We start from the raw sequence: 22544 nt of genomic DNA on the forward strand, positions 1-22544 counted from the left end.
TCAAAACAAAGTAAAAGCCTGATTACTAATGTGTAACCAAGCTATATAGAATTCTTTATTTATTTCGCCTGTCTACTTGACAGGGGGTACATCATAATACCCGTTGCTTTTTAGTTGGAAATTGAAACCCTCTATATAAATAATATCCAAGTACAGCATTAAAAAAAGTCGCTGATAAAACGCTGAACCGTTCAGGAATTCCAAAGAATTCTGAAGGGACAATACCTACTCCGATTGCTCCAAACGTCATAAATAGTAGCGAAGTAGCAGCCCATCTAGATAAATTGATATAGGTTTTATCTTTATATCCACCTATGATAATACATATCAACGACGTAATAGACAATAAAACAACAAGTAGTGTAACTACATATGTATGCATGAAGTCCGTAAATGTACCTGCATATCCTTTTTGTGATAATGGAAATAATTGATAGCCTATACAAGAAATCCAATTCATTAAAGTGAATAATCCGATACCTAATTGAATCCATTGATTTAACTTATTTTCTATATACACATAAACAAGTGTGATACTAACAATTCCACTTGCCATATATACAATGGTTAGTTGATTCCACAAACCAAGAGCAGGAGAATCTAATGCAAATAAATCGCTTACTGCTTGTGACATCCAATTATAATTAGGATAAGCAAAAGTTGAACATGTAATTGTCATAACATACGCTATAAAACTCACAATACCCATAAGCCCAAAATATTGAATTCTTCTACGTTTCATAATTGATGCTCCTCTACTCTATATAACGCATTGAACTGTTGTAAGTGTTGTTCTAGTAATACAAGCGCTTCATTTTCAAATTGAGCATCTGAATCGCATAGATCAATTAACTGTTTTATAGGTGCATAAAAATGCATAGCAATAATTTTTGCATTATATACATGCATTTGATTGTTATCCATCATTGATGAAAATAATGACTCCAAATAATTAAGTGGATCCTTGAAATACTGATTCGTATAATGCTGTGCAATATCTCTATTATGAAACTGTTCCAAAACAAGTAACTTTCGATACTGTTGTATCCACTCATCATGTATAAAGAACGAAAAGAGGTATTTCCCGATATTTGTAAGTTGTTCATTGGAAATGATAGATAATTTTGAAACATCCATTAAAGCATCACTTCCACTGATATTTAGTTTATGCATAGTTTTTATGTAACGACAATTCATTTCATCAACAATCGCATCAAGTATTGCTTGTTTTCCTTTGAAATGTTTATAAAGTGATGGAGCTTTAATACCCACATTTTTTGCAATTTCTTCAACACTTACAGCACTATATCCTCTTTTAGAAAATAGTTGTAATGCACATTCAACAATTCGATCTTTTGTATTCATACATCCTCCAAGCTAATTATCATTAGCTACATCCATTATAGGCTAACAATCATTAGCCGTCAATAAAATATAAAAGTCACAGAGTATTCTGCAACTTTATATAATCGATTTACTTAGTCAGCTTACAATACTTAGTTGTTTGCACTTGTTTTACATGAGTAGCCTTTATATGTTAAATATTCTTCAAGTTCATGTAAATCAAGATCAGTAGCTCCTTGATATTCAGGAAGAAATCATATAATCTTAACTTGCAAGCACTTATTTCCTTCGTGATTTCATTGCTAAGAAGTACATATATTAAAAAGGTTTTCCATTACGCAATGCGTGTTTAGAAAACCTTTTATTATGTTTTGTTATACAAATTGATTAAGAATATCTCCTAGTTTTGTAAGACCTTCTACTATACGGTCTTCACTCATATTTGAGAAATTGATTCGAAACGTATTTTCATGTCCACCGTTTGGAAAGAATGAGCCACCAGGTACAAATGCAATATTTGATGCTAAACAAGTATCTAACACATCACGTGCATTAATATGTTCTGGTAACTCTACCCATGCAAACAATCCACCTTCAGGTTCTGTAAAATGTACATTCTTTGGAAATGCTTGATGCATTGTTTGAACCGCTAAATCACGTCGTCTTTTATATACTTTAGTGATGGTTTGAATATGCGCATCAAGATCATATAATTCAACAAACTTTGCAATCGCTAATTGGGACATCGTATTACACTGTAAATCTGAGCCTTGTTTGACAAGCACATATTGCTTAATTAAATCACTATTTGCTGCAACCCATCCAATTCGATATCCTGGACAGTATGTTTTTGAAAATGTTCCAGTTACAATACATGTTCCCTTTTTATCAAATGATGCAATCGAAGGTAAATATTCACCTTCAAATCGTAACTCACCGTATGGATTATCTTCGATAATCGGAACATCATACATATTAGATAGTTGGGCAATACGTTTACGCTTTTCTAGACTCCAAGTTCTTCCTGTTGGATTTTGAAAATCTGGGATGACATATATATACTTAATCTTTTGGTTTTGTTTTAACTGCTCTTCTAGGGCGTTCATATTCATTCCTGTATCATCACAGTCAATTTCTATGAACTTGGCACCATACATCTTAAATGCACTGATTGCAGCTAAATATGTAGGACTCTCACAAACTACATAATCACCTTCATCTAAGAATACTTTACCACTTAAATCAAGTGCTTGTTGCGAACCATGTGTAATCAGTATCTGATCTGCATCAAAACTGGTTTGTAAACGTTTTTTCATACGGTTTGCTATCCAAGCTCGTAGTGGTTGATATCCTTCAGTCGTTGTATATTGCAGTGCTTTTTGCCCATCTTCTTCTAAAACAATTTCATTAATTCGTTTAATTTCTTCAATTGGAAATAATTCAGGTGCTGGAAGTCCACCCGCAAACGAAATAACTTCAGGATTTTCAGTTATTTTCAATATTTCACGTATTTCTGATGCCTTTATATGATTCATTCGTTTTGCGTATTTCATAATGTATCCCCCAAAATATTTTTCTAATTATATCACCCAACGAGTGAAGATACTAGAAATATTTAGCGTGAAAAAACTTTGTCGTATATTTCATTTTGATCTTCATCGTGTATTACATAGCCAATAGCTATTTCGCCAGTTGTTGCTTCTATAACCTTTTTTGCACCTTTTTGTGTAAATGCGCCACATAGTTCAATACAACTAATTCCTTCTTTTTGTAGACGTTTAGCGACTATACACGCTTCTTCAATTGTTTTTACACCAATGATTTGTGCTTTTTCATTGTGAATAGATGCACGATCCACATCACTTTGAAAAGGTCCCATAATAATATATGCAAATTTCATAATCTTGTACCTCCTACATCTTCAATTTCATTATAGTAAAAAGTTACAGGAATGTCAGAAATTCCTGTAACTTATATTTTATCCTCTTAACTCTGCATTGAATTTTTGTTTTACTACATCTCTTGCTTGGTTATACAAGTTTGTAATTTCTTCATCGGTTAATGTGTGGTCTTTTGCTTGGAATGTAATCGAAATCGCTAATGATTTCTTTCCAGCTTCCACATGTTCTCCACGATAGTCATCAAACACTTCAACATCTTGGATTACATTTTTACCTGTGGTTTTAATTGCTTTGATAATTTCTCCAGCAGGTGTTTCTACATCAACTACAAATGCTAAGTCACGAACTACATTTGGATATTTTGAAATCGCTTCGAATTTAACTTTACTTGTTTTATTTTTTAGAATTACTTCAAGTTTTAATTCTGCCATTACGGTTGTATCTACACCATATGCTTTTGCCATCGTTGGATGAATGACTCCAATAATACCTAATAAGTCACGACCAATGTATACAGCAGCACTTTGGTATGGGTGGAAATGTGTTGTATCTACATCATTTTCTTTGATCATGACACGACTTGCATTATAACCAAGTTTATCTAGTAATGCTTCAATTAAACCCTTCATTGTATAGAAATCAGGTTTGATTTCATAATGTAAGTGACGGTTTTGTTGAAGATCTCCTTGAATTGCAAGTGCTAGACGTTCTTCACTATCTTCATTTGAATATACTTCAGAGATTTCAAAGAATGCTACATTTTTTACACTACGCGCTTTATTATACGCAATACAGTGTAACATGCTTGGTAAAATGCTACCACGAATAATTTTGCGGTCTTCACTCATTGGTGAAGCAACTGCAACATTTGTAGCTTGTGGCATAATTGCATCACGATTCATATCATCACTAATTAATGTATAAGTAACGACTTCTTGTAGTCCTTGTGCACATAAGGTATTACGTAATAAACGACGAAGTTGTTGGCGTTTATTTAACTTTCCTTCTGTTTCCGGCATTAATGGAAGTGTAGATGGTAAGTCATCAAAACCAATTAAACGTACAAGTTCTTCAGCAATATCTGCTTCAATTTTAATATCTGTACGGTAACTTGGAATGACAACATGAATCATATCTCCATTTTTTGTTGGTGCAAAATCTAAGCGTGTAAGTACTTCCATAGCTTTTTCTACGCTGATTTCTAATCCTAACAATTCATTGATAGCATGTAAATTTACATCAAATGCCGTATCTTCATAAGCTATATCTGCAGAATATTTTGTTTCTTCAATACCTTTTGCATCTGCGTATTCAACAAGTAGTTGAACTGCACGATCCATTGCTTTATATGGAGCTAATGGTTCAATACCTTTTTGGTAACGAATACTTGCATCTGTATTTAGATTTAAACGACGTGCTGTATTTCGAATACTTACATGATCAAAACTTGCTGTCTCGATTAAGATTGCAGTTGTATCATCATCAATTTTTGAATCATCACCACCCATGACTCCACCAATTGCTACTGGCTTATCATTGATCGTAATCACAATATCTTCTGGTTCTAATTGGTATGTAATTCCATCAAGCGCAGTATATGTTTCATGCAATCCATCTTTAACGATAATTTCTTGTTTTTCTAGTTTTGATAAGTCAAAGAAATGTAGTGGTTGTCCTGTTTCTAGCATAACTAAGTTTGAAATATCAACTACATTATTAATCGATTTAATTCCACTTGAATGCAAAAGTTCTTGCATCCATTTTGGACTTTCTTTAATTGTTAGTGAATTGATAATTTTTCCTGAATATAATGGACATTTTTCTGTTTCACTTTTAACTACAAGTTGTGATGCATCTCCACCATTTGCTGCCCCTTCATAAGAAGGCAACATAACTGGAGTATCTAGGATTGCTCCTGCTTCTTTTGCCATTGAAAATGCTGCTAAACAATCATTACGGTTAGGTGTAAGTCCAATATCTAATACTTCGTCATCAAGACCTAAATAGGCAAGTACATCTGTTTGACCAACTATAGCATCGCTATCTAATTCTTCAATTCCAGCTTTTTGTTGTTCCGTTAAACTTTTTGCATCTACTCCAAGTTCAAGTAAACTACAAAGCATTCCATTACTTTCGACACCACGGATATTTCCTTTTTTGATTTCGATTTCTGGAAGTTTTGCCCCTACTTTAGCAACGATTACTTTTAAACCTTTGCGCACATTAGGTGCTCCACAAACAATTTGTAACACTTCATCTTTTACATCGACTTTTGTAACAGATAAATGATCACTATCTGGGTGAGGATTACATTCAATAACTTCCCCTATTACTAAATTTGTTCCACTTGCAAGGACTTCAATTCCTTCGACTTCAAGACCTGCAGCAGTAATTTTATCAGCCAACTCTTCAATGGTATATGCTTGAATATCCATATATTGGCTTAACCATTTTCTACTTATTAACATGAATCCTCCTACTCAAAACGACTGAACGTTTTTAAGAAACGAACATCGTTTGTATATAAATGACGGATGTCATCAATTCCATATTTCAGTAATGCAACACGTTCCATTCCAATTCCAAAGGCAAATCCACTTGCTGTTTTTGGATCATATCCTGCCATAGATAATACATTTGGATGTACCATACCTGCTCCAAGTATTTCAATCCATCCGGTTCCTTTACATGTTGGACATCCTTTACCACCACAGATATGACAACTTACATCGACTTCTACACTTGGTTCTGTGAATTGGAAATATGATGGACGGAAACGAATCTTTTTATCATCACCAAACATCTTTTTAGCAACAAGTTCAAGTGTTCCTTTTAAATCCGATAAACGAATCTTTTCACCAACTACCAATCCTTCAAGTTGCGTAAATTGGTGAGAATGCGTAGCATCGTCATCATCACGACGATACACTTTACCTGGACAAACAACTTTAATTGGCAAACTTGGTGCTTTCTCTTCTAAAACACGCATTTGTACAGCTGTTGTATGCGTACGTAATAAACGATCTGCATCAATATAGAATGTATCTTGCATATCACGTGCAGGGTGTCCTTTTGGAATGTTGGCACGTTCAAAGTTATATAGATCAAGTTCTACTTCTGGACCTTCAGCAATTTCATATCCCAATCCAATAAATAAGTCTTCTAATTCTTGTTGGACCATAATAAGTGGGTGTAAATTTCCTAGATTTGGTTTTAATCCACTTAATGTAATATCAATTTTCTCATTGATCAGTTTTTCGTTAACCTCTTTTTCTTCAAGAATTACTTTTTTCTCTTCAATTTTTGATGCCAACAACTGTTTAATTTCATTTACTTGTTGTCCAAACTTTGGTTTTTCTTCAGGACTTAAATCCTTCATCATTTTCATTACTTCTTGTATTGGACCTTTTTTTCCTAGATACAATACACGTACATCTTGAAGTTCTTTTGTTGATGTACAAGCTTCAATTTTCGCTATACCTTCTTGGCGTAACGTTTCTAATTTTTCCATGATTCTTTCCTTTCTGCATAAAAAAAACAAGTTGATATAGGAACGCTATTGCGCGGTACCATCCTATTTCATCTTGCGACACACTTAATTAACCAATAACCGTGGTAACGGGAGAGTATTAATCTCACTCCTAGGTGAATTCCTATTTACTTTCTTAAGTTGCTTACAGTCAAGGCAACTATTCCCTATCAAGAAAGCGTACAATAGTACTAGTCCTAATCAACGTTTTACCACGTTATTATAATACAAAGCATACACTTAATCAAGGATACAAAAAAAGATGACCTAGTCTTCTAAGTCATCAAATCATAATACGTTTGTAAAAACTCATGAACAATAAATTCATAGATATGCAAGTTGCTATAGAAACGTCCTCGCTCTGCTCGAAATTCCAAAATACAAAAGGAAGGATCATTAATACCAAGTTTAAAATATTCATCATCTTGGCTTTCATAATATTGAATGGATTCTTCATGTCCCAATACACGCATAGACCCTTGTAACATTAAAGTACGTACAAAGTTTGCATCATAAAAATGAATTGCTGCTTTTGGATTGTTCAAGTAATTCAATGTACGAAGTGCATTTCTAGTTGTCGCAAAATAAAATGTTTGAATGCAATCATGACAACGTGCTGGACGCATCGTTTTAATGGTAGGATATCCATCGTTGCCAACAGATGAAATGGTTGTTTCATCTGCATGATCAATTAAGTAATTCATTGTCTTCATTGCCCGTTTTACATCGCTAAAGTGTTCTTGTGTAAACATAGTTCCCTTTCCTATTCCCTGCTTTAGTGACTAAATTCGTACATGCAAATACCAGCTGCAACTGCAACATTCAATGATTCAAATTGCTTCATTTCAATCATCACTTTTGTATTTGCTTGTGCCAGAATTTCTGGACAAACCCCACTTCCTTCATTTCCAAAGACTAATGCAAATGGTGTCGACACTGCAATACTTGATAACATTTTTGCCTGTTTATCCAATGCGGTTGCATACACATGCACACCATGCTCTTGGTGTATTGACATCATCTCAAGTAAATTGCCTCGTATAATCGGCATATGAAAGAGCGCCCCTTGGGTTGCCCGTATCACTTTTTCATTGTAGAGATCCACACTTGTATCACTCATATAAATCGCATCATATCCTAGTGCATACGCAGTACGAATGATTGTTCCAACATTTCCTGGATCTTGTATATTGTCCAAATAAACAATGCGTTCTAAAGACTGCGCTTTATGTGTAAGTTGTTTACATATCCCAATCATCGATACACTTGAAACATGAGTAGATAGTTTATCAAGGACTTGTTGACTTACTTCAATATACTCTACTCCTTGATTACATGGTACTTCTTTTCCCTGTAAAACAAGTAATGTTTCTAATACATTTGCTTGTAATGCCTCTTCAATCAAATGTGCTTCTTCAACCAAAAAGCGTTGATCTTGATCGCGATATTTCTTTTTTTCATATTTCTTCCACTGCTTCACGCGTGGATTATTTACTGATAATATTTCCATGTAGATAGTATACCATAAAGTAGTATATCTTTCTATATCATTATGAATTAATAACTATGTAATATCAATTCATATAAATGAAAAATGTAAAAAGAAAACGATGAATAATCCACCGTTTGCTTGAATTCTATATTGTGTATACCTTAAATAAGTGAGGTTGATAGATCATGATTTACTAAAGCATTTGAATGTTCATCTAGTAACTGACGAGCATAATATCTAATATCATCATAAATTAATTCCCATGATGTTTCATCTATTAGTGCACCCTTTGCGAAGAATTTATCTATTAGTGCATCGATTAGTACTTTATTTGCATACCCATGTGGATGATTTGGATCACTACTTTGTTGTTTTACGAAAGTTAATAAGCGTGTTTCATCTGTACCATAAATAAGTTCTACTAGTTTTGCACGATATTCCAAATCTGTACTTTTCATATCTGGATACATTTGTAAATCATAGTAATGTTGTCCTTCATGCTTCAATAAACTAACTTGAAACTCTTCAGATTCTATATCATACATATCTTTAAAATAGTATGCACCATCATCACTAACCCAGCCTGCGGTTCCACCATGTTTTAATGCTAGATAGTGATACCAACCATGACTAAGTATATCATCCATCTCATATACTTGCATTTCTACATTTCCATAAGGCAAAGAAACATTTTCTGTACGTTGTCTTTGGGTTTTCCATGCATATAAATCAGGAAATGGTGGGGTTATCCCCAAAAGTGCATAATAGCCTCTATCTTTGAAAAACTGAACAACCTGTTCTTCTAGTTGTTCCCAAGAAGAAGCATTTGGAAATTGTGATTGTAACTTATCAAACAGAAACGCTTTTCTTTGTTCAATGCTTTCATGATGTGTAAATGCATGCCATAAGTATGTTTCATAGCTATGTAAAAACGTGTTGATTTCTACATCATCATGTTGCCAAACATACTGATGTTTTTGAAAGATATCATCATATTGTTTCTTTATATCATCAGCATCACTTACATCTTGTAAGTATGTACTGATTTCATTATAAGACCCGCTATGACATACACTTTTAAATACTGTTTTATCAAATGTCTTCATACATCCCTCTTTTGTTGAGCTATGACTATTTCGCTAATTGTTGTAATTCTGTTGTTGTCAGTCGATATGTACTCCAAGTATCCATCGCTTTAGCACCTAGAGAAAGGTAGAAATCAATACTTGGCTGATTCCAATTCAAACAGCACCATTCCATGCGTCCACATCCTCTATCTAAAGCAATCGTTGCAAGTTGTTGAAATAAATACTTTCCAATTCCCTGTCCACGATATGCTTCAAGGACAAACAGATCTTCTAAGTATAATCCTGCTTTTCCCACAAATGTTGAAAAGTTATGAAAAAACAAGGCAAATCCAACTTCTTTATTATCCACCACTGCAAAGATAACTTCTGCTGTCTTTTTTTCAAATAGCCAGTATTCAAGTTCATTCTCAGTTGCAACTACTTCATCAAGCATTTTTTCATATATAGCAAGCTCACGAATAAAGTATAGAACTTTGCTTATGTCCTCACGCGTCGCAAAACGGTAAGAAACCTTACATTTACTTGTCATAAGTCTTTAAATCTGCCACAACTTCCAGTAAACGTTCGTCACGAACTTCACTTTCAAGTACATGTTGCATGTTTTGTGGATATTCTCTCATCGTTCTACGACCTTGCAAGCCAAGGTTGATAAGAACCATAATCGCAATTAAACCTAAGACATAAAGAATTGGTAATTTAAGTAAAAATAGCATCACTACAAACAATACGATACTCATTACAACATTTACCATAACCAATTTCTTAAACAAGCTTTTCTTATTGCGTTCAACAAATGCAGAATGTTCTACCGCGTGGTCACTCAATACTTCATCATCATAAAAATATGCACTATTGCGTAGTGCTAGAAAACAAAAACCTGCTTGTTTCTTATCTTCTAAATGTTCAAAGTGCAAACCATACGCATATACGATATACGGTTGATCTTGTTTACTGTGTTCTCCATGTAATAAATCATAAGCAAGAGAATAAATCTCTTGCTTGTATGCATAATTATTTGCTTCAATTAGTTGTTTTAGTTCCATGATTATACCTTCAATGTAAGTTCTTCAAACTCTCTATCTTCGCTTACTCCACTATATGGGTGATCTTGCACTTCATACAACCCTTTCATTAAGTAGAAATGTGGTTGTAATTTGATTGAATTTGAGAAACTTGATTCACGATTCATAATACTAATTTCTGTGCTTTCGATGTGTTGTACATCATCATCAACAAACGTTAATGATTCACTTGCATCTAAAATGCGCATGTAGCGTATATAGTTTGGATTACTTTTCACTTGCTTGTGTAATAGCAATCCTTTTACTGGACGATTCATAAGTGATATTTCATCCAATTTAATTCGTTTTGTGGCTCCTGCAGTGGTTACTAGAAGTAAGTATTTAGAATGCATATTGGCAATTTGACCGCCTACAATTAAATCATCATTTAGATTCATCGCTTTTACACCTTTTGATTTTGGTGCACTTGCTGGAACTTGGTCTAATTTATAGTGTGCTCCATATCCATTGTAAGTTGCTACATATACTTCATCATCTGCATAAGCAAGTACTCCACTAACAAGTTCATCTTCTTTATGAAGGTTCATACATGTCATTGTCTTATTGTTTCTACTTACTTCAAAGTCAACAATCGCAGTTTTCTTCATCATTCCATGTTTACTTGTGAAAACAAAGTATCCATCTTGTTTAAAGTTAGGAAGAATGTAGGCATTTACTAGCTTTTCATCACCCTTCATCTTAATCTTAGTATTTAAATGTGTACCGATATCTTTCCACTTATGTTCTTCAAGTTCATACACTGGTAAATATCCGTACGTTCCTTTATTTGTGAAGAAAATTAATGTATCAAGGTTGTTACATTCGTGGTAGCCAATAATATGGTCACCTTCTTTACAACCTGTGAAGATATTTTCACTTGCTCCATAAGAACGTAAACTTACACGTTTTGCATATCCATCTTTTGAAACTGTAATCACATAACGATCATTGCTAATCATTTGTACTTTATCAATTTTAATTTCTTCAATTTCATTTTCGATTTTACTCTTACGTGGAGTAGCAAACTCTTGTTTTACTTCTTTTAATTCTTTAATCATTAAACGACGTAAGCTACGTGGATTATCAATAATATCACGAAGTTCTTCCATTTCATTTAATAATTGTGCGAATTCTTCACGTAATTGTGTAACATCTGTATTTGATAAACGATACAAACGTAAAGTTACAATATCCTCAGCTTGTGCATCGCTAAATTGGAATGCTTCAATCAATCCGCGTTTTGCATCAGCTTTATCTTTTGAACTACGAATAATTGCAATTACTTCATCAAGTACCGAAATAGCTTTAATTAGACCTTCTAAAATATGACATCTAGCTTCTTTTTTCTCTAAGTCATATTTTGAGCGACGCATAATTACTTCATCACGGTGTGCAATAAATGCATCAAGTGCTTGTGCTAAGCCAAGTTGCACAGGACGTTTATTTACGATTGCTACCATGTTGTAGTTGAATGACACTTGTAGATCTGTATGTTTATAGAAGTAATTTAAGATTAGATTTGCATCTGCATCTTTCTTTACATCAACCACAATACGTAATCCATTACGGTCAGATTCATCACGAACATCAATGATTCCATCAATGTCTTTATTGATACGTATTTCATCCATTTTACGAACTAAGTTACACTTAATTACATCATATGGAATTTCTGTAATAACAATTTTTTGAATGGTCTTAGTTGGTTCAATATCTGCTTTTGCACGAACCATGACACGACCTTTCCCACTAGAAAAGGCATCTTTAATTCCTTGTAACCCTTGAACAATCGCTCCTGTTGGAAAATCTGGACCTTGAATGTATTCCATTAATTCATCAAGAGTACAATGTCCATTTTGAATACGATAAATTGTTGCATCGATAACTTCTCCAAGGTTGTGAGTTGGAATATTGGTTGCATAACCTGCAGCAATCCCACTAATTCCATTTACAAGCAAGTTTGGATAACGTGCAGGTAATACCGTTGGTTCCTTTTCTGTATCATCAAAGTTAGGTGCAAACTCCACGGTATCTTTGTCGATATCTTCAAGCATCATCTGCGCAATTTTTGATAATCTAGCCTCTGTATAACGCATTGCGGCAGCTGGATCATCATCAATCGAACCATTGTTTCCTTGCATATCAATCAATGGTACTCGTGTCTTCCAATCTTGTGACATACGTACCATAGCATCATAAATACTACTATCCCCATGCGGGTGATAGTTCCCCATAATCAAACCAACTGATTTTGCTGATTTACGATATTTATTTTTATGTGTGTTTCCTTCTTCATTCATACAGAATAAAATCCGGCGTTGTACTGGTTTTAATCCATCACGAGCATCTGGTAAAGCACGCTCTTGAATAATATATTTTGAATAACGACCAAAACGGTCCCCAAAGATTTCTTCTAAAGGTGCAACAATTATTCCACTTTTATTTTCGAGTGTTTCTTTTTGTTTAGAGTCTCGACTCATCTTGTACCTCTCTTTCAAAATCATCTTCCATGGTAAAAGATACATTCTCTTCTATCCAATCACGTCTTGGTTCTGCTTTATCTCCCATTAAAATACTAACTCTTCTTTCCGCAACCATCGCATCATCAATACTTACTTGTATTAAGGTACGTGTTTCCGGGTTCATCGTCGTATCCCAAAGTTGATCCGCATTCATTTCCCCAAGTCCTTTATAACGTTGAAGTGCATACCCTTTATATTGGCTTGCTTTCTCACTTAATTCTTTTTCATCCCAAATGTATACTTGTTCCTTACCACGCTCTAGTTTATATAGTGGTGGAAGTGCAATATACACCATTCCTTCTTCGATTAATTCACGCATGTAACGATAGAAGAATGTTAATAATAATACTTGAATGTGCGCACCATCCGTATCGGCATCGGTCATGATAATAACTTTATTGTAGTTTGAATCACCTACAGTAAAGTTCGCACCAACACCAGCACCAATTGCATGAATGATCGTATTTAACTCTTCATTTTTTTCAATACTTTGAATACTTGCTTTTTCTGTGTTCAGTACTTTACCTCTAAGTGGCAAAATCGCTTGATATTTACTGTCACGCCCTTGTTTTGCACTTCCTCCGGCACTATCCCCTTCGACTAAATATAATTCTTTTTTACGAGAATCTTTACTTTGCGCATTGGCAAGTTTTCCAGATAGAATCTTTTCTGTTTTTCCTTTATTCTTTCCGTTACGTGCTTCATTTCTTGCTTTTCTTGCAGCTTCACGAGCTTGAGCAGCACGTTGCATTTTCTTTACCAAAGAGATTGCTAAGTCTTTATTTTCTTCTAAGAAGAATGTCAATTTCTCACTTACAATAGCATCCACTACTCCACGCGCTTCTGGTGTTCCTAGTTTTCCTTTGGTTTGCCCTTCAAATTGAAGTAAATTCTCTGGAATTCCTACAGATAGAATAATTGTTAGTCCTTCACGAACATCACTTCCATCAAAGTTTTTATCTTTTTCTTTTAATAATCCATTACGTCTTGCATACTCATTAAATACTTTTGTGAATGCAGAACGTGCACCAACTTCGTGTGTTCCACCATCTTTTGTTCGTACTAAGTTAACAAAACTAAAGATATTTTCTTGATATTCATCTATATATTGGAATGAACAATCTACGGTAATTCCATTGCTAGATGCACCAGCAAAGGATACCGGTTTATGGAATACTTGTTTATCTTCATGAAGATAATTCATGAAGTCTTCCAATCCTTTTTCAAAATGATATGTTTCTTTTTTGTCCTTACGCTCATCTTCAATGTTAATCGTAATTCCTTTTAGTAAAAATGCACTTTCTCTAGCACGCTCACAAATTTGTGAGAACGAGAAATCAACAGTTGAGAAAATCGTATCGTCTGGTAAGAATGTTACTTTACTTCCTGTTTGTTTTGTTGTTCCGATTTGTTTTAATTTCGTGACTTTACTTCCTCCATCACTGAAATTCATTTCATAACGTTTACCACCTACGCATACTTCTACATGGACCCAGCGACTCAATGCATTTACAACGCTCGCCCCTACTCCATGAAGTCCACCAGAGGTTTTGTATCCACCTTCTTCAGAGAATTTCCCTCCGGCATGTAAAATGGTAAATATTACTTCTAATGCGGATTTTCCAGAGGCATGTTTATCTACTGGCATACCACGACCGAAGTCTTCAACACAAATAGAACCATCTTTATAGATGGTTATGTTGATGAGATTCCCATATCCGTTAATTGCTTCATCAATTGCATTATCGAAGATTTCCCATACTAAATGATGAAGTCCCCTTGCATCGGTCGATCCAATATACATCCCTGGACGTTTCCGTACTGCATCCAAACCTTCCAATATTTGAATACTACTTCCGTCGTATGTTTTACTTGCTTTATCAGCCATTATTTACACCCTTTCTACTGCTTCTTGTCTTTAACTTTACTTATGATACCAATTTTATCACGCTTTTTCAATTTATGAATGAACGAATAAAAAATTTGTTTTTTTATGTGTTTAACTGTTTCTTTACTACTAAGTCGTTTATAATACGTTACATGAAAAAGAATCATATCATAAACAAAAACGAAAGCCTACCTACTATCTTACTCATCTTTGCTTTTTGTATTTTAGCTACTGATATATTTTGGTACCTGCAAAAACCAAACAGTGCAAATATAATGGTTATCCTTCAGTGTATATCAGGTATATTTCTAATCTTTGTTCCAATGCTTATCACGAAGCTATTTAAAATCCAACTTCCAAGAATTGTAAAAAACTATTACTGGTTTTTCCTTAGTATTTCAATATTTATGGGAACTTGTTTACATTTTGTGAATCTATTTGTATGGTGGGATAAACTACTTCATTTCTTAAGTCCTACCTTATTAAGTATGATTGGATATATACTTGCGATGCAACTTAGTAAGGAAAAAGAAATTTCAGTTTCTTTAGTTATTCTATTTGGATTTTGTTTTGCTGCATTTTGTGGAATCATCTGGGAATTCTGGGAATTTAGTTGGGATGGACTGTTGGATATGAACTTACAACGCTATCGATCTGGTGCAACTTTACTTCAAGGACGTACTGCACTATACGATACAATGCTCGATTTGCTTACAAATACACTAGGTGCGATTGTTTGTCTTATCTATACATATAGCAAAGCAAAAAAGAATACGAACTATATAAATCAATATGAACTAACAAACCACAATACGTAGTATGCGTATGCACTTCTCATTTTACAGTCTATTATTTTTTTAGATTTACTATACGCAATGATTTTGTTTTATGTTACAATAATCTTCTTGTTAGGAGGCATGTTATGGATATACTAAACAATTTACATCCGATGTATATAGGAATTATCGTTTCTTCTATTATTGGATATTTATTAGGATCAATCCCCTTTGCCTTAGTCATTGGTAAAGTATTCTATGGTACAGATGTGAGAGAACATGGAAGTGGAAATCTTGGTGGAAGTAATGCCGGTCGTGTACTTGGTAAAAAAGCAGCGATTTCAGTTATCGCTTTAGATGTCTTAAAAGTCGTTGCCGCTTCAGGTATTAGTGCTCTACTATTTGATTCTATGGTATCGATTTGGGCAGGACTATTTGCAGCAATCGGACACTGTTATCCTATCTTTGCAGGGTTTAGAGGTGGTAAAGCAGTTGCCACAATGTTTGGTTTCTTACTATCATGTGCAATCTTTACATTCCAAGATCCTTGGATGTTATTAATTCCACTAGCAGTATTCTTAGTAATTTTAGTAATTTTTCAAATGGTATCACTTGCATCAATCTTTGCATCTATTACCCAAGCGATCTATATCTACTTTATTACAAGTGCGGAAAGTATTCATGTTGCAAGTATCTTACTTGCAGTGCTAGTTATATTTAGACACCGTAGTAATATGAAACGTATCATTGATGGAAATGAAAATAAAGTCAGTTGGCTTAGAAAAAACAAGTAAACCTCAATCGAGGTTTTTTTATTCGTTTATATTGTAGGAAATCATATCGTATATAGTGTATAATCGGATAGCAAATACATTTAAAAACCTATATACAAGCCAATTGTATTTGTATATACTTACAACAAGCATATATTTTTTGTTAAGAGCAGCAACAAAAGCACATAATATGCACACTAATTACAAAAAAATGATGAAATACCTATGTATTCCTATTGATTCATTATGAATTAATCAGTATAGTAAGTATAAGGAATATGGTTTACATAGTAATCTATAATTATAAAGGGGACATTATATGGATAAAAAAGTAATACAAGAAGTAGAAGAACTGACAATGCGTCTTCAAGAAGACGGATTAAAATGGATGGTTCCATTTTATGAAGAACATGAGATTTCATTCAACGAATTGCGTATCTTACGTATTATTGATGAAAGTGGACGTTTGACACTAAACCAACTTGCTCAACATATGCGTAAAGCAGCAACAAACCTTTCTATTGCGGTTAGCAAACTTGAAAAACGCGGTTTATTAATTCGTGAAACATCAAAAACGGATAAACGTATCATTTTCATTGAAGTAAGTGAAAAAGGACACGAACTTTCTAAAGGAAGTTATGACTACTTTTTAAAACTAATCGAAGATAACGTTGAAGATGAGATGGTTGCTTTACATAAAGCATTAAAAGACTACTCAGATAAAATGGCATCTTTAAATCTCGGATAAAAAGCAAAACAACGTCGAACCATTATGGTATTGACGTTGTTTTTTTCTTATTGTGCCCCACTTTTTTGTAGTTGATACATCGCATAATACACGCCATGTTTTTCAATCAAACTCTCGTGGTTTCCTGCTTCAATAATTCGACCATTATCCAACACAAGAATTTTATTTGCATCTTTGATTGTAGATAAACGGTGTGCAATTGCAATACTTGTTCGACCTTGTTTAATTCTTGAAAGTCCTTCTTGAATTAAACTTTCAGTTTCTGTATCAATGTTTGCAGTTGCCTCATCTAAAATTAATATCTTTGGATTTGTGACTATCGTACGAGCAAATGCGAGTAACTGTTTTTGTCCAGTTGAAAAACTAGCTCCTCTTTCACTCACTTGATACTGATATGTGTCTGTTAGTTTATCAATAAATTGATCAGCTTGGACAAATTTACAAGCTTCTTTAATTTCCTCATCACTAATCTCTTTATTTTTCAAGCGAATGTTATCTGCAATCGTTCCATAATACATAAATGGATCTTGTAGCACCAATCCAATACGTTTGCGTAATTCATCCATTGGGTATTCTTTGATGGAAATGCCATCAATGAGGATTTCTCCTTTGGTGAACTCATAAAAACGCATCATAACATTAATAATACTACTTTTCCCACTACCTGTGTGTCCAACTAATGCAAGTGTTTCTCCTGGTTCAATCACAAAGCTAATATCTTTTAATACTTCATGCTTTCCATCATAAGAGAAAGAAACATTTTTGAATTCAATTCTTCCTTCTGTGATTTTTGCATCCTCTTTTTCATCTTGCATCGGTGCAACTTCTTGATGATCCAAAATAAAGAATACACGATACGCTGCAACGATTGCTTGTTGGTAAATACTTAATCGATCCATAATTTGAAACATTGGATCAAAGAAACGATAGATATACTCAATAAAAGCAACTACCATCCCAACGGATGCTAAACCAGCAAATGATTGAAATCCCATGTATGTTAACATCAGTGCTAACGCCAAGGCAATTAGTAAGTGAATTGTTGGTGATAATAACAATCCATCCAATCGCACATTTTTCATACTTGCTTCATAGTACTCATTATTTGTATTTGCAAATTCACTAGCAATTCGTTTTTCTTGATTGAATATTTGGATGATATTCATTCCTGAAATCGATTCTGCAAGTCGCGTATTTAACTGTGATAGTTTTTCTCTAGCAGTTAAGTAGTAACGCGTTGATAGTTTTTGGTAGTAAAACATAATTAGAACAGCCACAGGCACAAAGCATAAGCAAAATAGTGCCAAACGCCATTCCATAAAACTCATCGCAACGACACAACCAATAATCATTACGACACTTGAAACAATCACCGATAAAACTTCATTTACCATCTCTTGAATCGCTTCTGTATCATTAGTAACACGTGAGACCAAACTACCTGCTGGTGTTTGATCAAAGTAACGCATTCCCATCCCTTCTAACTTCGCAAAGAGTGTATCACGTAAGTCTTTACATAATTTAAACCCCAAACGTTTTAGTTGGATTAATTGAAAGAAACGTAAAATCGCATATAGCGAACACATCAAAGCATATAACAATGCTCCTTGGATAATAATATCCATATGTACAGTATTTCCGGTAAGTCCATTATCTACTAACCAACGCATAATAAGTGGTGCAATTACAAAACATGTAGTGGCAAGCACTGTCGTAAGTAATGCGATAATCAGTGGTTTTGTATATGGTTTTAAATACGACAATAAGCGTTTTAAAATCACTTTTTGTTCGCTACTGGTGAAGGTTTCTTTATAAAAATCATTCTTATGATTCATAAGATGTACCTCCTTGATAGGTTTCTTGTAATTTGTAGATTTCCGCATACCAACCATTTCCAGCAGCCAATTGATCATGAATACCACGTTCTGTGATTTTCCCTTGATCCATAACAATGATTTGATTTGCATGTTTAATTGCACTAAATCGATGTGCAACAATAATTGTAGTTTTGTTGTTTCGTACTTCTTTTAGTGAAGCCAAAATTCGCTCTTCTGTTTTTGCATCAACTGCACTTAACGAGTCATCTAGAATAAGCACTTCAGGATCCAATAATAAAGCTCTTGCAATTGCAATTCTTTGCTTTTGTCCTCCAGATAAAGAAACACCACGTTCCCCTACCATCGTTTCATATCCCTCTGCAAATCCTTCAATATCGTCGTGTACATTTGCAAGTTTTGCAGCTTGTTTTACTTCTTCCATGGTAGCATCACTTTTTCCAAAACGGATATTGTCTGCAATACTCATAGAAAACAGAAATTGATCTTGTGGAACATAACCAAAGGCTTGATGATACATACCTAAATCATAGCGATATGTCTCATAATCACCAAAATGTATACTTCCTTTAAAACTGTCACTTTCACGTAGAAGCAGTTTAATTAACGTGGTTTTTCCTGCTCCTGTTTTCCCAACAATCCCAAGTGTTTCTTTTGGTTTTACACTAAACTGGACATGATCAATCACTGGAGCTGTACTATCTTCATAGCGAAAATCTTGTACATCAAATGTGATATCACCAGTTGGTACTTGTTGAATCGCGTTTTTTACATTACGCACTTCAGGTGTTACATCAAACAGTTTTTGAATTCGATCATAACTTACATTTCCACGTTCTACATTATTGTATAAAAATCCTAATGCTAGCATTGGCCAAATCAATAAGTTCATATAACTTACCATCGCTGTCAATTGCCCCACACTCACTTGATGATTTTCAATCATATTCGCCCCTGTAATAAATAACAGGATATAACAAATCACCACAATGATTTCAATTAATGGGTCAAACCCAGCATCCCAAGGCACATATGCCATATTCTTTTTGTAGACATCTTGTGTTTCTTCTTTAAATGATGCTACTTCTTCTTTTTCTTGTCCAAATGTTTTTGTGACTTTAATTCCATTAATACTTTCTAAAGTTCTATTATTTAGATTTGAGAATGCATCTTGTGCTTTATGGAATGTCGTATGTAATTTCTTACTTAACATTTGTGCACCAATGATCATAAATGGCATTGGTATTAGTGTAATCAACGTCAACTTTAAATCAACGAAGAAAATCATCGCAACTAGTGTAGATAGTCCTGAAATAAGTGCATCTGCACCTTGTAAAACTCCTATACCAGCAACTCTTTGTACGCTTTTTAAATCATTGGTTGCATGAGCCATTAAGTCTCCGACACGGTTTTCTTTAAAGAAACTTGGTGACATCTTCGCAAAATGTTCAAATAAACGTAAGCGCAATAACCTTTCTAAACGAAAGGATGCACCAAAAATACAAATACGCCAAACATAGCGCATTGCAAAAATGATTGCAGCATTTATGAAAAGACCAACGACTAGAAGCAATAAGGTTTGCACCGTTAATGTTCCATTTGTCATTTCATCAATAATCGTAGCTGTAATCATCGGTGGTATTAAATTAAGCACAGCTATTACTGCAAGAGAAAGTATCCCCCAGATATAACTAGCCTTTTCTTGTTTCATAAACCAAGAAAGCTTGATAAATATTTTCATAATCCCCTCATACATGTACGATGGCAGATTTATATGCTGTTTATCACTGCCTCGTACTCACTTTGATTAATATATTTATAATCCAACATCGCTTTAAGCACCATTCTTTGGCGTTCTTGCGTTTGTGGATTATGGTTACTTAGTGCATACACACTTGGTGCCTGTGGAAGACCCGCTAGCACACTTGCTTGCGCTAAGTTTAATTCACTTGGTAACACATCATAATAACCCGTACTTGCTTCATAGATTCCATAATGATTATCACCATAATATACGATGTTTACATACATCTCTAAAATTTCATCCTTACTGTAGTTTTCTTCAAGAGCTTTTGCAACATAGGCTTCACTTATTTTCCGCAAACTTGTGTTATCTTCCATAAAATAGAAGTTCTTAGCAAGTTGTTGCGTAAGTGTACTTCCCCCTTGATTACCTGTTCCGCTTAGATTTACTACAACGCTACGCATAAGCGCATAATAATCAATTCCACCATGGTCATAAAAACGATGATCTTCAATTGCAACCACTGCATCTTGCATTGGTTGTGAAATCTCATCAAGTGTGACATACGTGTCTTGACTACGTAATTGATTTACTTTTTCTAGGATACTCACCTTATCTACAACATCTTTATAACCAACATATCCGATAAGAGCAAAAGCTCCAACAACTAAGATGGCGATGATGATAAGTGTAAGTATGACTCTTCTTATAAATTTCAACATAGGTTTATTATACGTTAGGATACTAGCCAAGTAAAATAGGCAAATGGCATCCTTGCAAACATGAAATAGCGAGGCAACAAGTAACGGTTGTCTTCTCGTATCATCTTGCGGTTTTGATTATAGCCAAAGGCTAATTTTACATCATAGCTTTGAAGTATTTCTTCGATACCAGATTTTGTTCTCCCATATGGAAAAGCAAAATAACTTTGATCAATCACACCTTGATTTGATTGGAAATCATCTGCAATATCGGCTAAAGATATTGCATCAATCTTTTTACGATCAAAGCCACTGGCTTTATGATGTAAATCAAAAGAGTGCGAATAAAATTGCATAGTTTCATCATTTTGGATATCACTTAGTTTTAAATATCCATCTAGATTTGATGTTACTTTTTTTCCAATAAGAAAGGTTGTTGCTTGCAAGTTATATTTTTTTAAGATTGGATATGCATTCGTAAGTACATTTTCATATCCATCATCAAAAGTAATGACAACACTTTTCTTTGGTAGTTGAACATTTTTATCTTCAACATATCGATACAATTCATCCATTGATAAACTATGATATCCATTTTTTGCTAGATATGACATTTGTTCATCAAATTCACTAACACTCATTTTGTAAGGATCGTTTGTGTAGATGGTTTTCTTTTGTTCATCACTAACAACTCCGTGATACCCTAAAATCGCAACACCATCAGTACGCGTGTAATGTAGAATTACTGTTTTGAAAGTAATTAGACTGAATAGGCTAAGACATACGACAAGTAAACTTTTAAGAAAACGGATCACATGTTTCATATAAAAAAAGAAAGAGGAATCACGTTATTGGATTCCTCGTTTTTAATATGAAGTGTAATGTAAATCCTAACGATTCGCATTTACAGATTTCATAATCTGTTTAATTTGTGCTTCAGATGGTTTTCTACCCATTTGAAGGAACATGGCACGGATCATTTTTTCATTAATTGGTGGATTTTCTTTTAATTCTTTTTCGAATTTTCTTTTAGTGAAATAAAAACCTAAAAATCCTCCAATAAGTAAACCTGCGATTAAACTTCCAATTGAATACCAAAAGTTCATAGTTTTGCCTCCTACATACTATATCATTATACAAAT

Annotated in this window: 21 protein-coding genes; 3 read left to right on the forward strand and 18 right to left on the reverse strand. The window is 34.0% G+C overall.

Translation table 11 applies throughout. The features are described 5' to 3' along the window. Positions 1 to 91: 91 nt before the first annotated feature. From M2098_RS07655 to parE, 13 genes are all read right to left on the reverse strand, one after another. The gene (locus tag M2098_RS07655; protein WP_134168870.1) at positions 92 to 742 is read right to left on the reverse strand and encodes a DUF998 domain-containing protein; all 651 of its coding nucleotides are present in this window, start codon (positions 740 to 742) and stop codon (positions 92 to 94) included. After that, complete coding sequence (locus M2098_RS07660) at positions 739 to 1365, reverse strand: TetR/AcrR family transcriptional regulator (protein ID WP_134168868.1); 627 nt, start codon at positions 1363 to 1365, stop codon at positions 739 to 741. The genes M2098_RS07655 and M2098_RS07660 overlap by 4 nt, the downstream gene beginning before the upstream one ends. A 353-nt stretch (positions 1366 to 1718) precedes the next feature. Then, entirely contained in the window at positions 1719 to 2897 is a 1179-nt protein-coding gene (locus M2098_RS07665) for a PLP-dependent aminotransferase family protein (protein ID WP_280683326.1), read from the reverse strand. A 62-nt stretch (positions 2898 to 2959) separates the two neighbouring features. After that, positions 2960 to 3244 carry a DUF6506 family protein gene (locus tag M2098_RS07670; RefSeq protein WP_280683327.1) on the reverse strand — a complete coding sequence of 95 codons (285 nt, stop codon included), beginning with the start codon at positions 3242 to 3244 and terminating at the stop codon, positions 2960 to 2962. A 78-nt stretch (positions 3245 to 3322) separates the two neighbouring features. After that, positions 3323 to 5713 carry a phenylalanine--tRNA ligase subunit beta gene (pheT, locus tag M2098_RS07675; protein ID WP_280683329.1) on the reverse strand — a complete coding sequence of 797 codons (2391 nt, stop codon included), beginning with the start codon at positions 5711 to 5713 and terminating at the stop codon, positions 3323 to 3325. Between the two features lie 8 nt (positions 5714 to 5721). Next, positions 5722 to 6756: a phenylalanine--tRNA ligase subunit alpha gene (pheS, locus tag M2098_RS07680; RefSeq protein WP_280683330.1), complete on the reverse strand. Its 1035-nt coding sequence runs from the start codon at positions 6754 to 6756 to the stop codon at positions 5722 to 5724. Positions 6757 to 7049: 293 nt separating this feature from the next. Then, positions 7050 to 7526 carry a pyridoxamine 5'-phosphate oxidase family protein gene (locus tag M2098_RS07685; protein WP_280683331.1) on the reverse strand — a complete coding sequence of 159 codons (477 nt, stop codon included), beginning with the start codon at positions 7524 to 7526 and terminating at the stop codon, positions 7050 to 7052. A gap of 23 nt (positions 7527 to 7549) precedes the next feature. After that, positions 7550 to 8284, reverse strand: a complete 735-nt coding sequence (locus M2098_RS07690; protein ID WP_280683332.1) for an RNA methyltransferase — start codon at positions 8282 to 8284, stop codon at positions 7550 to 7552. A 143-nt stretch (positions 8285 to 8427) separates the two neighbouring features. Then, positions 8428 to 9372 (reverse strand): hypothetical protein, encoded by a 945-nt coding sequence (locus M2098_RS07695; RefSeq protein WP_280683333.1) that lies wholly within the window; start codon positions 9370 to 9372, stop codon positions 8428 to 8430. Between the two features lie 25 nt (positions 9373 to 9397). After that, positions 9398 to 9883 carry a GNAT family N-acetyltransferase gene (locus tag M2098_RS07700; protein ID WP_280683334.1) on the reverse strand — a complete coding sequence of 162 codons (486 nt, stop codon included), beginning with the start codon at positions 9881 to 9883 and terminating at the stop codon, positions 9398 to 9400. Next, on the reverse strand, positions 9873 to 10397 hold the full coding sequence (locus M2098_RS07705) for a hypothetical protein (RefSeq protein WP_280683335.1): 525 nt from the start codon (positions 10395 to 10397) through the stop codon (positions 9873 to 9875). The genes M2098_RS07700 and M2098_RS07705 overlap by 11 nt, the downstream gene beginning before the upstream one ends. Before the next feature lie 2 nt (positions 10398 to 10399). Then, positions 10400 to 12895 carry a DNA topoisomerase IV subunit A gene (gene parC / locus M2098_RS07710; protein WP_280683336.1) on the reverse strand — a complete coding sequence of 832 codons (2496 nt, stop codon included), beginning with the start codon at positions 12893 to 12895 and terminating at the stop codon, positions 10400 to 10402. Beyond that, entirely contained in the window at positions 12879 to 14825 is a 1947-nt protein-coding gene (gene parE, locus M2098_RS07715) for a DNA topoisomerase IV subunit B (protein WP_280683337.1), read from the reverse strand. The genes parC and parE overlap by 17 nt, the downstream gene beginning before the upstream one ends. A 407-nt stretch (positions 14826 to 15232) precedes the next feature. Here parE and M2098_RS07720 point away from each other — a divergent pair, with 407 nt between their 5' ends. From M2098_RS07720 to M2098_RS07730, 3 genes are all read left to right on the forward strand, one after another. Continuing rightward, positions 15233 to 15643 carry a hypothetical protein gene (locus M2098_RS07720; RefSeq protein WP_280683338.1) on the forward strand — a complete coding sequence of 137 codons (411 nt, stop codon included), beginning with the start codon at positions 15233 to 15235 and terminating at the stop codon, positions 15641 to 15643. 104 nt (positions 15644 to 15747) lie between these two features. Continuing rightward, positions 15748 to 16395: a glycerol-3-phosphate 1-O-acyltransferase PlsY gene (gene plsY / locus M2098_RS07725; protein WP_280683339.1), complete on the forward strand. Its 648-nt coding sequence runs from the start codon at positions 15748 to 15750 to the stop codon at positions 16393 to 16395. Positions 16396 to 16693: 298 nt separating this feature from the next. After that, positions 16694 to 17122 carry a MarR family transcriptional regulator gene (locus M2098_RS07730; RefSeq protein WP_280683340.1) on the forward strand — a complete coding sequence of 143 codons (429 nt, stop codon included), beginning with the start codon at positions 16694 to 16696 and terminating at the stop codon, positions 17120 to 17122. Between the two features lie 47 nt (positions 17123 to 17169). Here M2098_RS07730 and M2098_RS07735 read toward each other — a convergent pair whose 3' ends face one another. From M2098_RS07735 to M2098_RS07755, 5 genes are all read right to left on the reverse strand, one after another. Continuing rightward, a complete protein-coding gene (locus M2098_RS07735; protein WP_280683341.1) occupies positions 17170 to 18957 on the reverse strand; it encodes an ABC transporter ATP-binding protein in 1788 nt (595 codons plus the stop codon). Then, a complete protein-coding gene (locus M2098_RS07740; protein WP_280683342.1) occupies positions 18947 to 20698 on the reverse strand; it encodes an ABC transporter transmembrane domain-containing protein in 1752 nt (583 codons plus the stop codon). Before M2098_RS07740 ends, M2098_RS07735 begins: the two co-directional genes overlap by 11 nt. A 29-nt stretch (positions 20699 to 20727) precedes the next feature. Then, positions 20728 to 21423, reverse strand: coding sequence for a biosynthetic peptidoglycan transglycosylase (locus tag M2098_RS07745; RefSeq protein WP_280683343.1), 696 nt, complete (start codon positions 21421 to 21423; stop codon positions 20728 to 20730). A gap of 14 nt (positions 21424 to 21437) precedes the next feature. Further along, the gene (locus M2098_RS07750; protein WP_280683344.1) at positions 21438 to 22217 is read right to left on the reverse strand and encodes a polysaccharide deacetylase family protein; all 780 of its coding nucleotides are present in this window, start codon (positions 22215 to 22217) and stop codon (positions 21438 to 21440) included. Positions 22218 to 22292: 75 nt separating this feature from the next. Further along, positions 22293 to 22508, reverse strand: a complete 216-nt coding sequence (locus tag M2098_RS07755; RefSeq protein ID WP_280683345.1) for a YneF family protein — start codon at positions 22506 to 22508, stop codon at positions 22293 to 22295. Positions 22509 to 22544 lie beyond the last annotated feature (36 nt).

The sequence above is a fragment of the Breznakia sp. PFB1-19 genome (genome assembly GCF_029893935.1).
GTDB lineage: Bacteria > Bacillota_I > Bacilli_A > Erysipelotrichales > Erysipelotrichaceae > Breznakia > Breznakia blatticola.

Excerpts from the sequence above, each read along its gene's own strand:
- M2098_RS07705 (WP_280683335.1), bottom strand. The coding sequence starts at position 10,397 with ATGGAACTAAAACAACTAATTGAAGCAAATAATTATGCATACAAGCAA.
- M2098_RS07670 (WP_280683327.1), bottom strand. The coding sequence starts at position 3,244 with ATGAAATTTGCATATATTATTATGGGACCTTTTCAAAGTGATGTGGAT.
- M2098_RS07695 (WP_280683333.1), bottom strand. The coding sequence starts at position 9,372 with ATGAAGACATTTGATAAAACAGTATTTAAAAGTGTATGTCATAGCGGG.
- pheT (WP_280683329.1), bottom strand. The coding sequence starts at position 5,713 with ATGTTAATAAGTAGAAAATGGTTAAGCCAATATATGGATATTCAAGCA.
- parE (WP_280683337.1), bottom strand. The coding sequence starts at position 14,825 with ATGGCTGATAAAGCAAGTAAAACATACGACGGAAGTAGTATTCAAATA.
- M2098_RS07720 (WP_280683338.1), top strand. The coding sequence starts at position 15,233 with ATGGGAACTTGTTTACATTTTGTGAATCTATTTGTATGGTGGGATAAA.
- M2098_RS07755 (WP_280683345.1), bottom strand. The coding sequence starts at position 22,508 with ATGAACTTTTGGTATTCAATTGGAAGTTTAATCGCAGGTTTACTTATT.
- M2098_RS07735 (WP_280683341.1), bottom strand. The coding sequence starts at position 18,957 with ATGAATCATAAGAATGATTTTTATAAAGAAACCTTCACCAGTAGCGAA.
- M2098_RS07685 (WP_280683331.1), bottom strand. The coding sequence starts at position 7,526 with ATGTTTACACAAGAACACTTTAGCGATGTAAAACGGGCAATGAAGACA.
- M2098_RS07730 (WP_280683340.1), top strand. The coding sequence starts at position 16,694 with ATGGATAAAAAAGTAATACAAGAAGTAGAAGAACTGACAATGCGTCTT.
- M2098_RS07740 (WP_280683342.1), bottom strand. The coding sequence starts at position 20,698 with ATGAAAATATTTATCAAGCTTTCTTGGTTTATGAAACAAGAAAAGGCT.
- M2098_RS07660 (WP_134168868.1), bottom strand. The coding sequence starts at position 1,365 with ATGAATACAAAAGATCGAATTGTTGAATGTGCATTACAACTATTTTCT.
- M2098_RS07690 (WP_280683332.1), bottom strand. The coding sequence starts at position 8,284 with ATGGAAATATTATCAGTAAATAATCCACGCGTGAAGCAGTGGAAGAAA.
- plsY (WP_280683339.1), top strand. The coding sequence starts at position 15,748 with ATGGATATACTAAACAATTTACATCCGATGTATATAGGAATTATCGTT.
- pheS (WP_280683330.1), bottom strand. The coding sequence starts at position 6,756 with ATGGAAAAATTAGAAACGTTACGCCAAGAAGGTATAGCGAAAATTGAA.
- M2098_RS07700 (WP_280683334.1), bottom strand. The coding sequence starts at position 9,883 with ATGACAAGTAAATGTAAGGTTTCTTACCGTTTTGCGACGCGTGAGGAC.
- M2098_RS07655 (WP_134168870.1), bottom strand. The coding sequence starts at position 742 with ATGAAACGTAGAAGAATTCAATATTTTGGGCTTATGGGTATTGTGAGT.
- M2098_RS07665 (WP_280683326.1), bottom strand. The coding sequence starts at position 2,897 with ATGAAATACGCAAAACGAATGAATCATATAAAGGCATCAGAAATACGT.
- M2098_RS07745 (WP_280683343.1), bottom strand. The coding sequence starts at position 21,423 with ATGTTGAAATTTATAAGAAGAGTCATACTTACACTTATCATCATCGCC.
- parC (WP_280683336.1), bottom strand. The coding sequence starts at position 12,895 with ATGAGTCGAGACTCTAAACAAAAAGAAACACTCGAAAATAAAAGTGGA.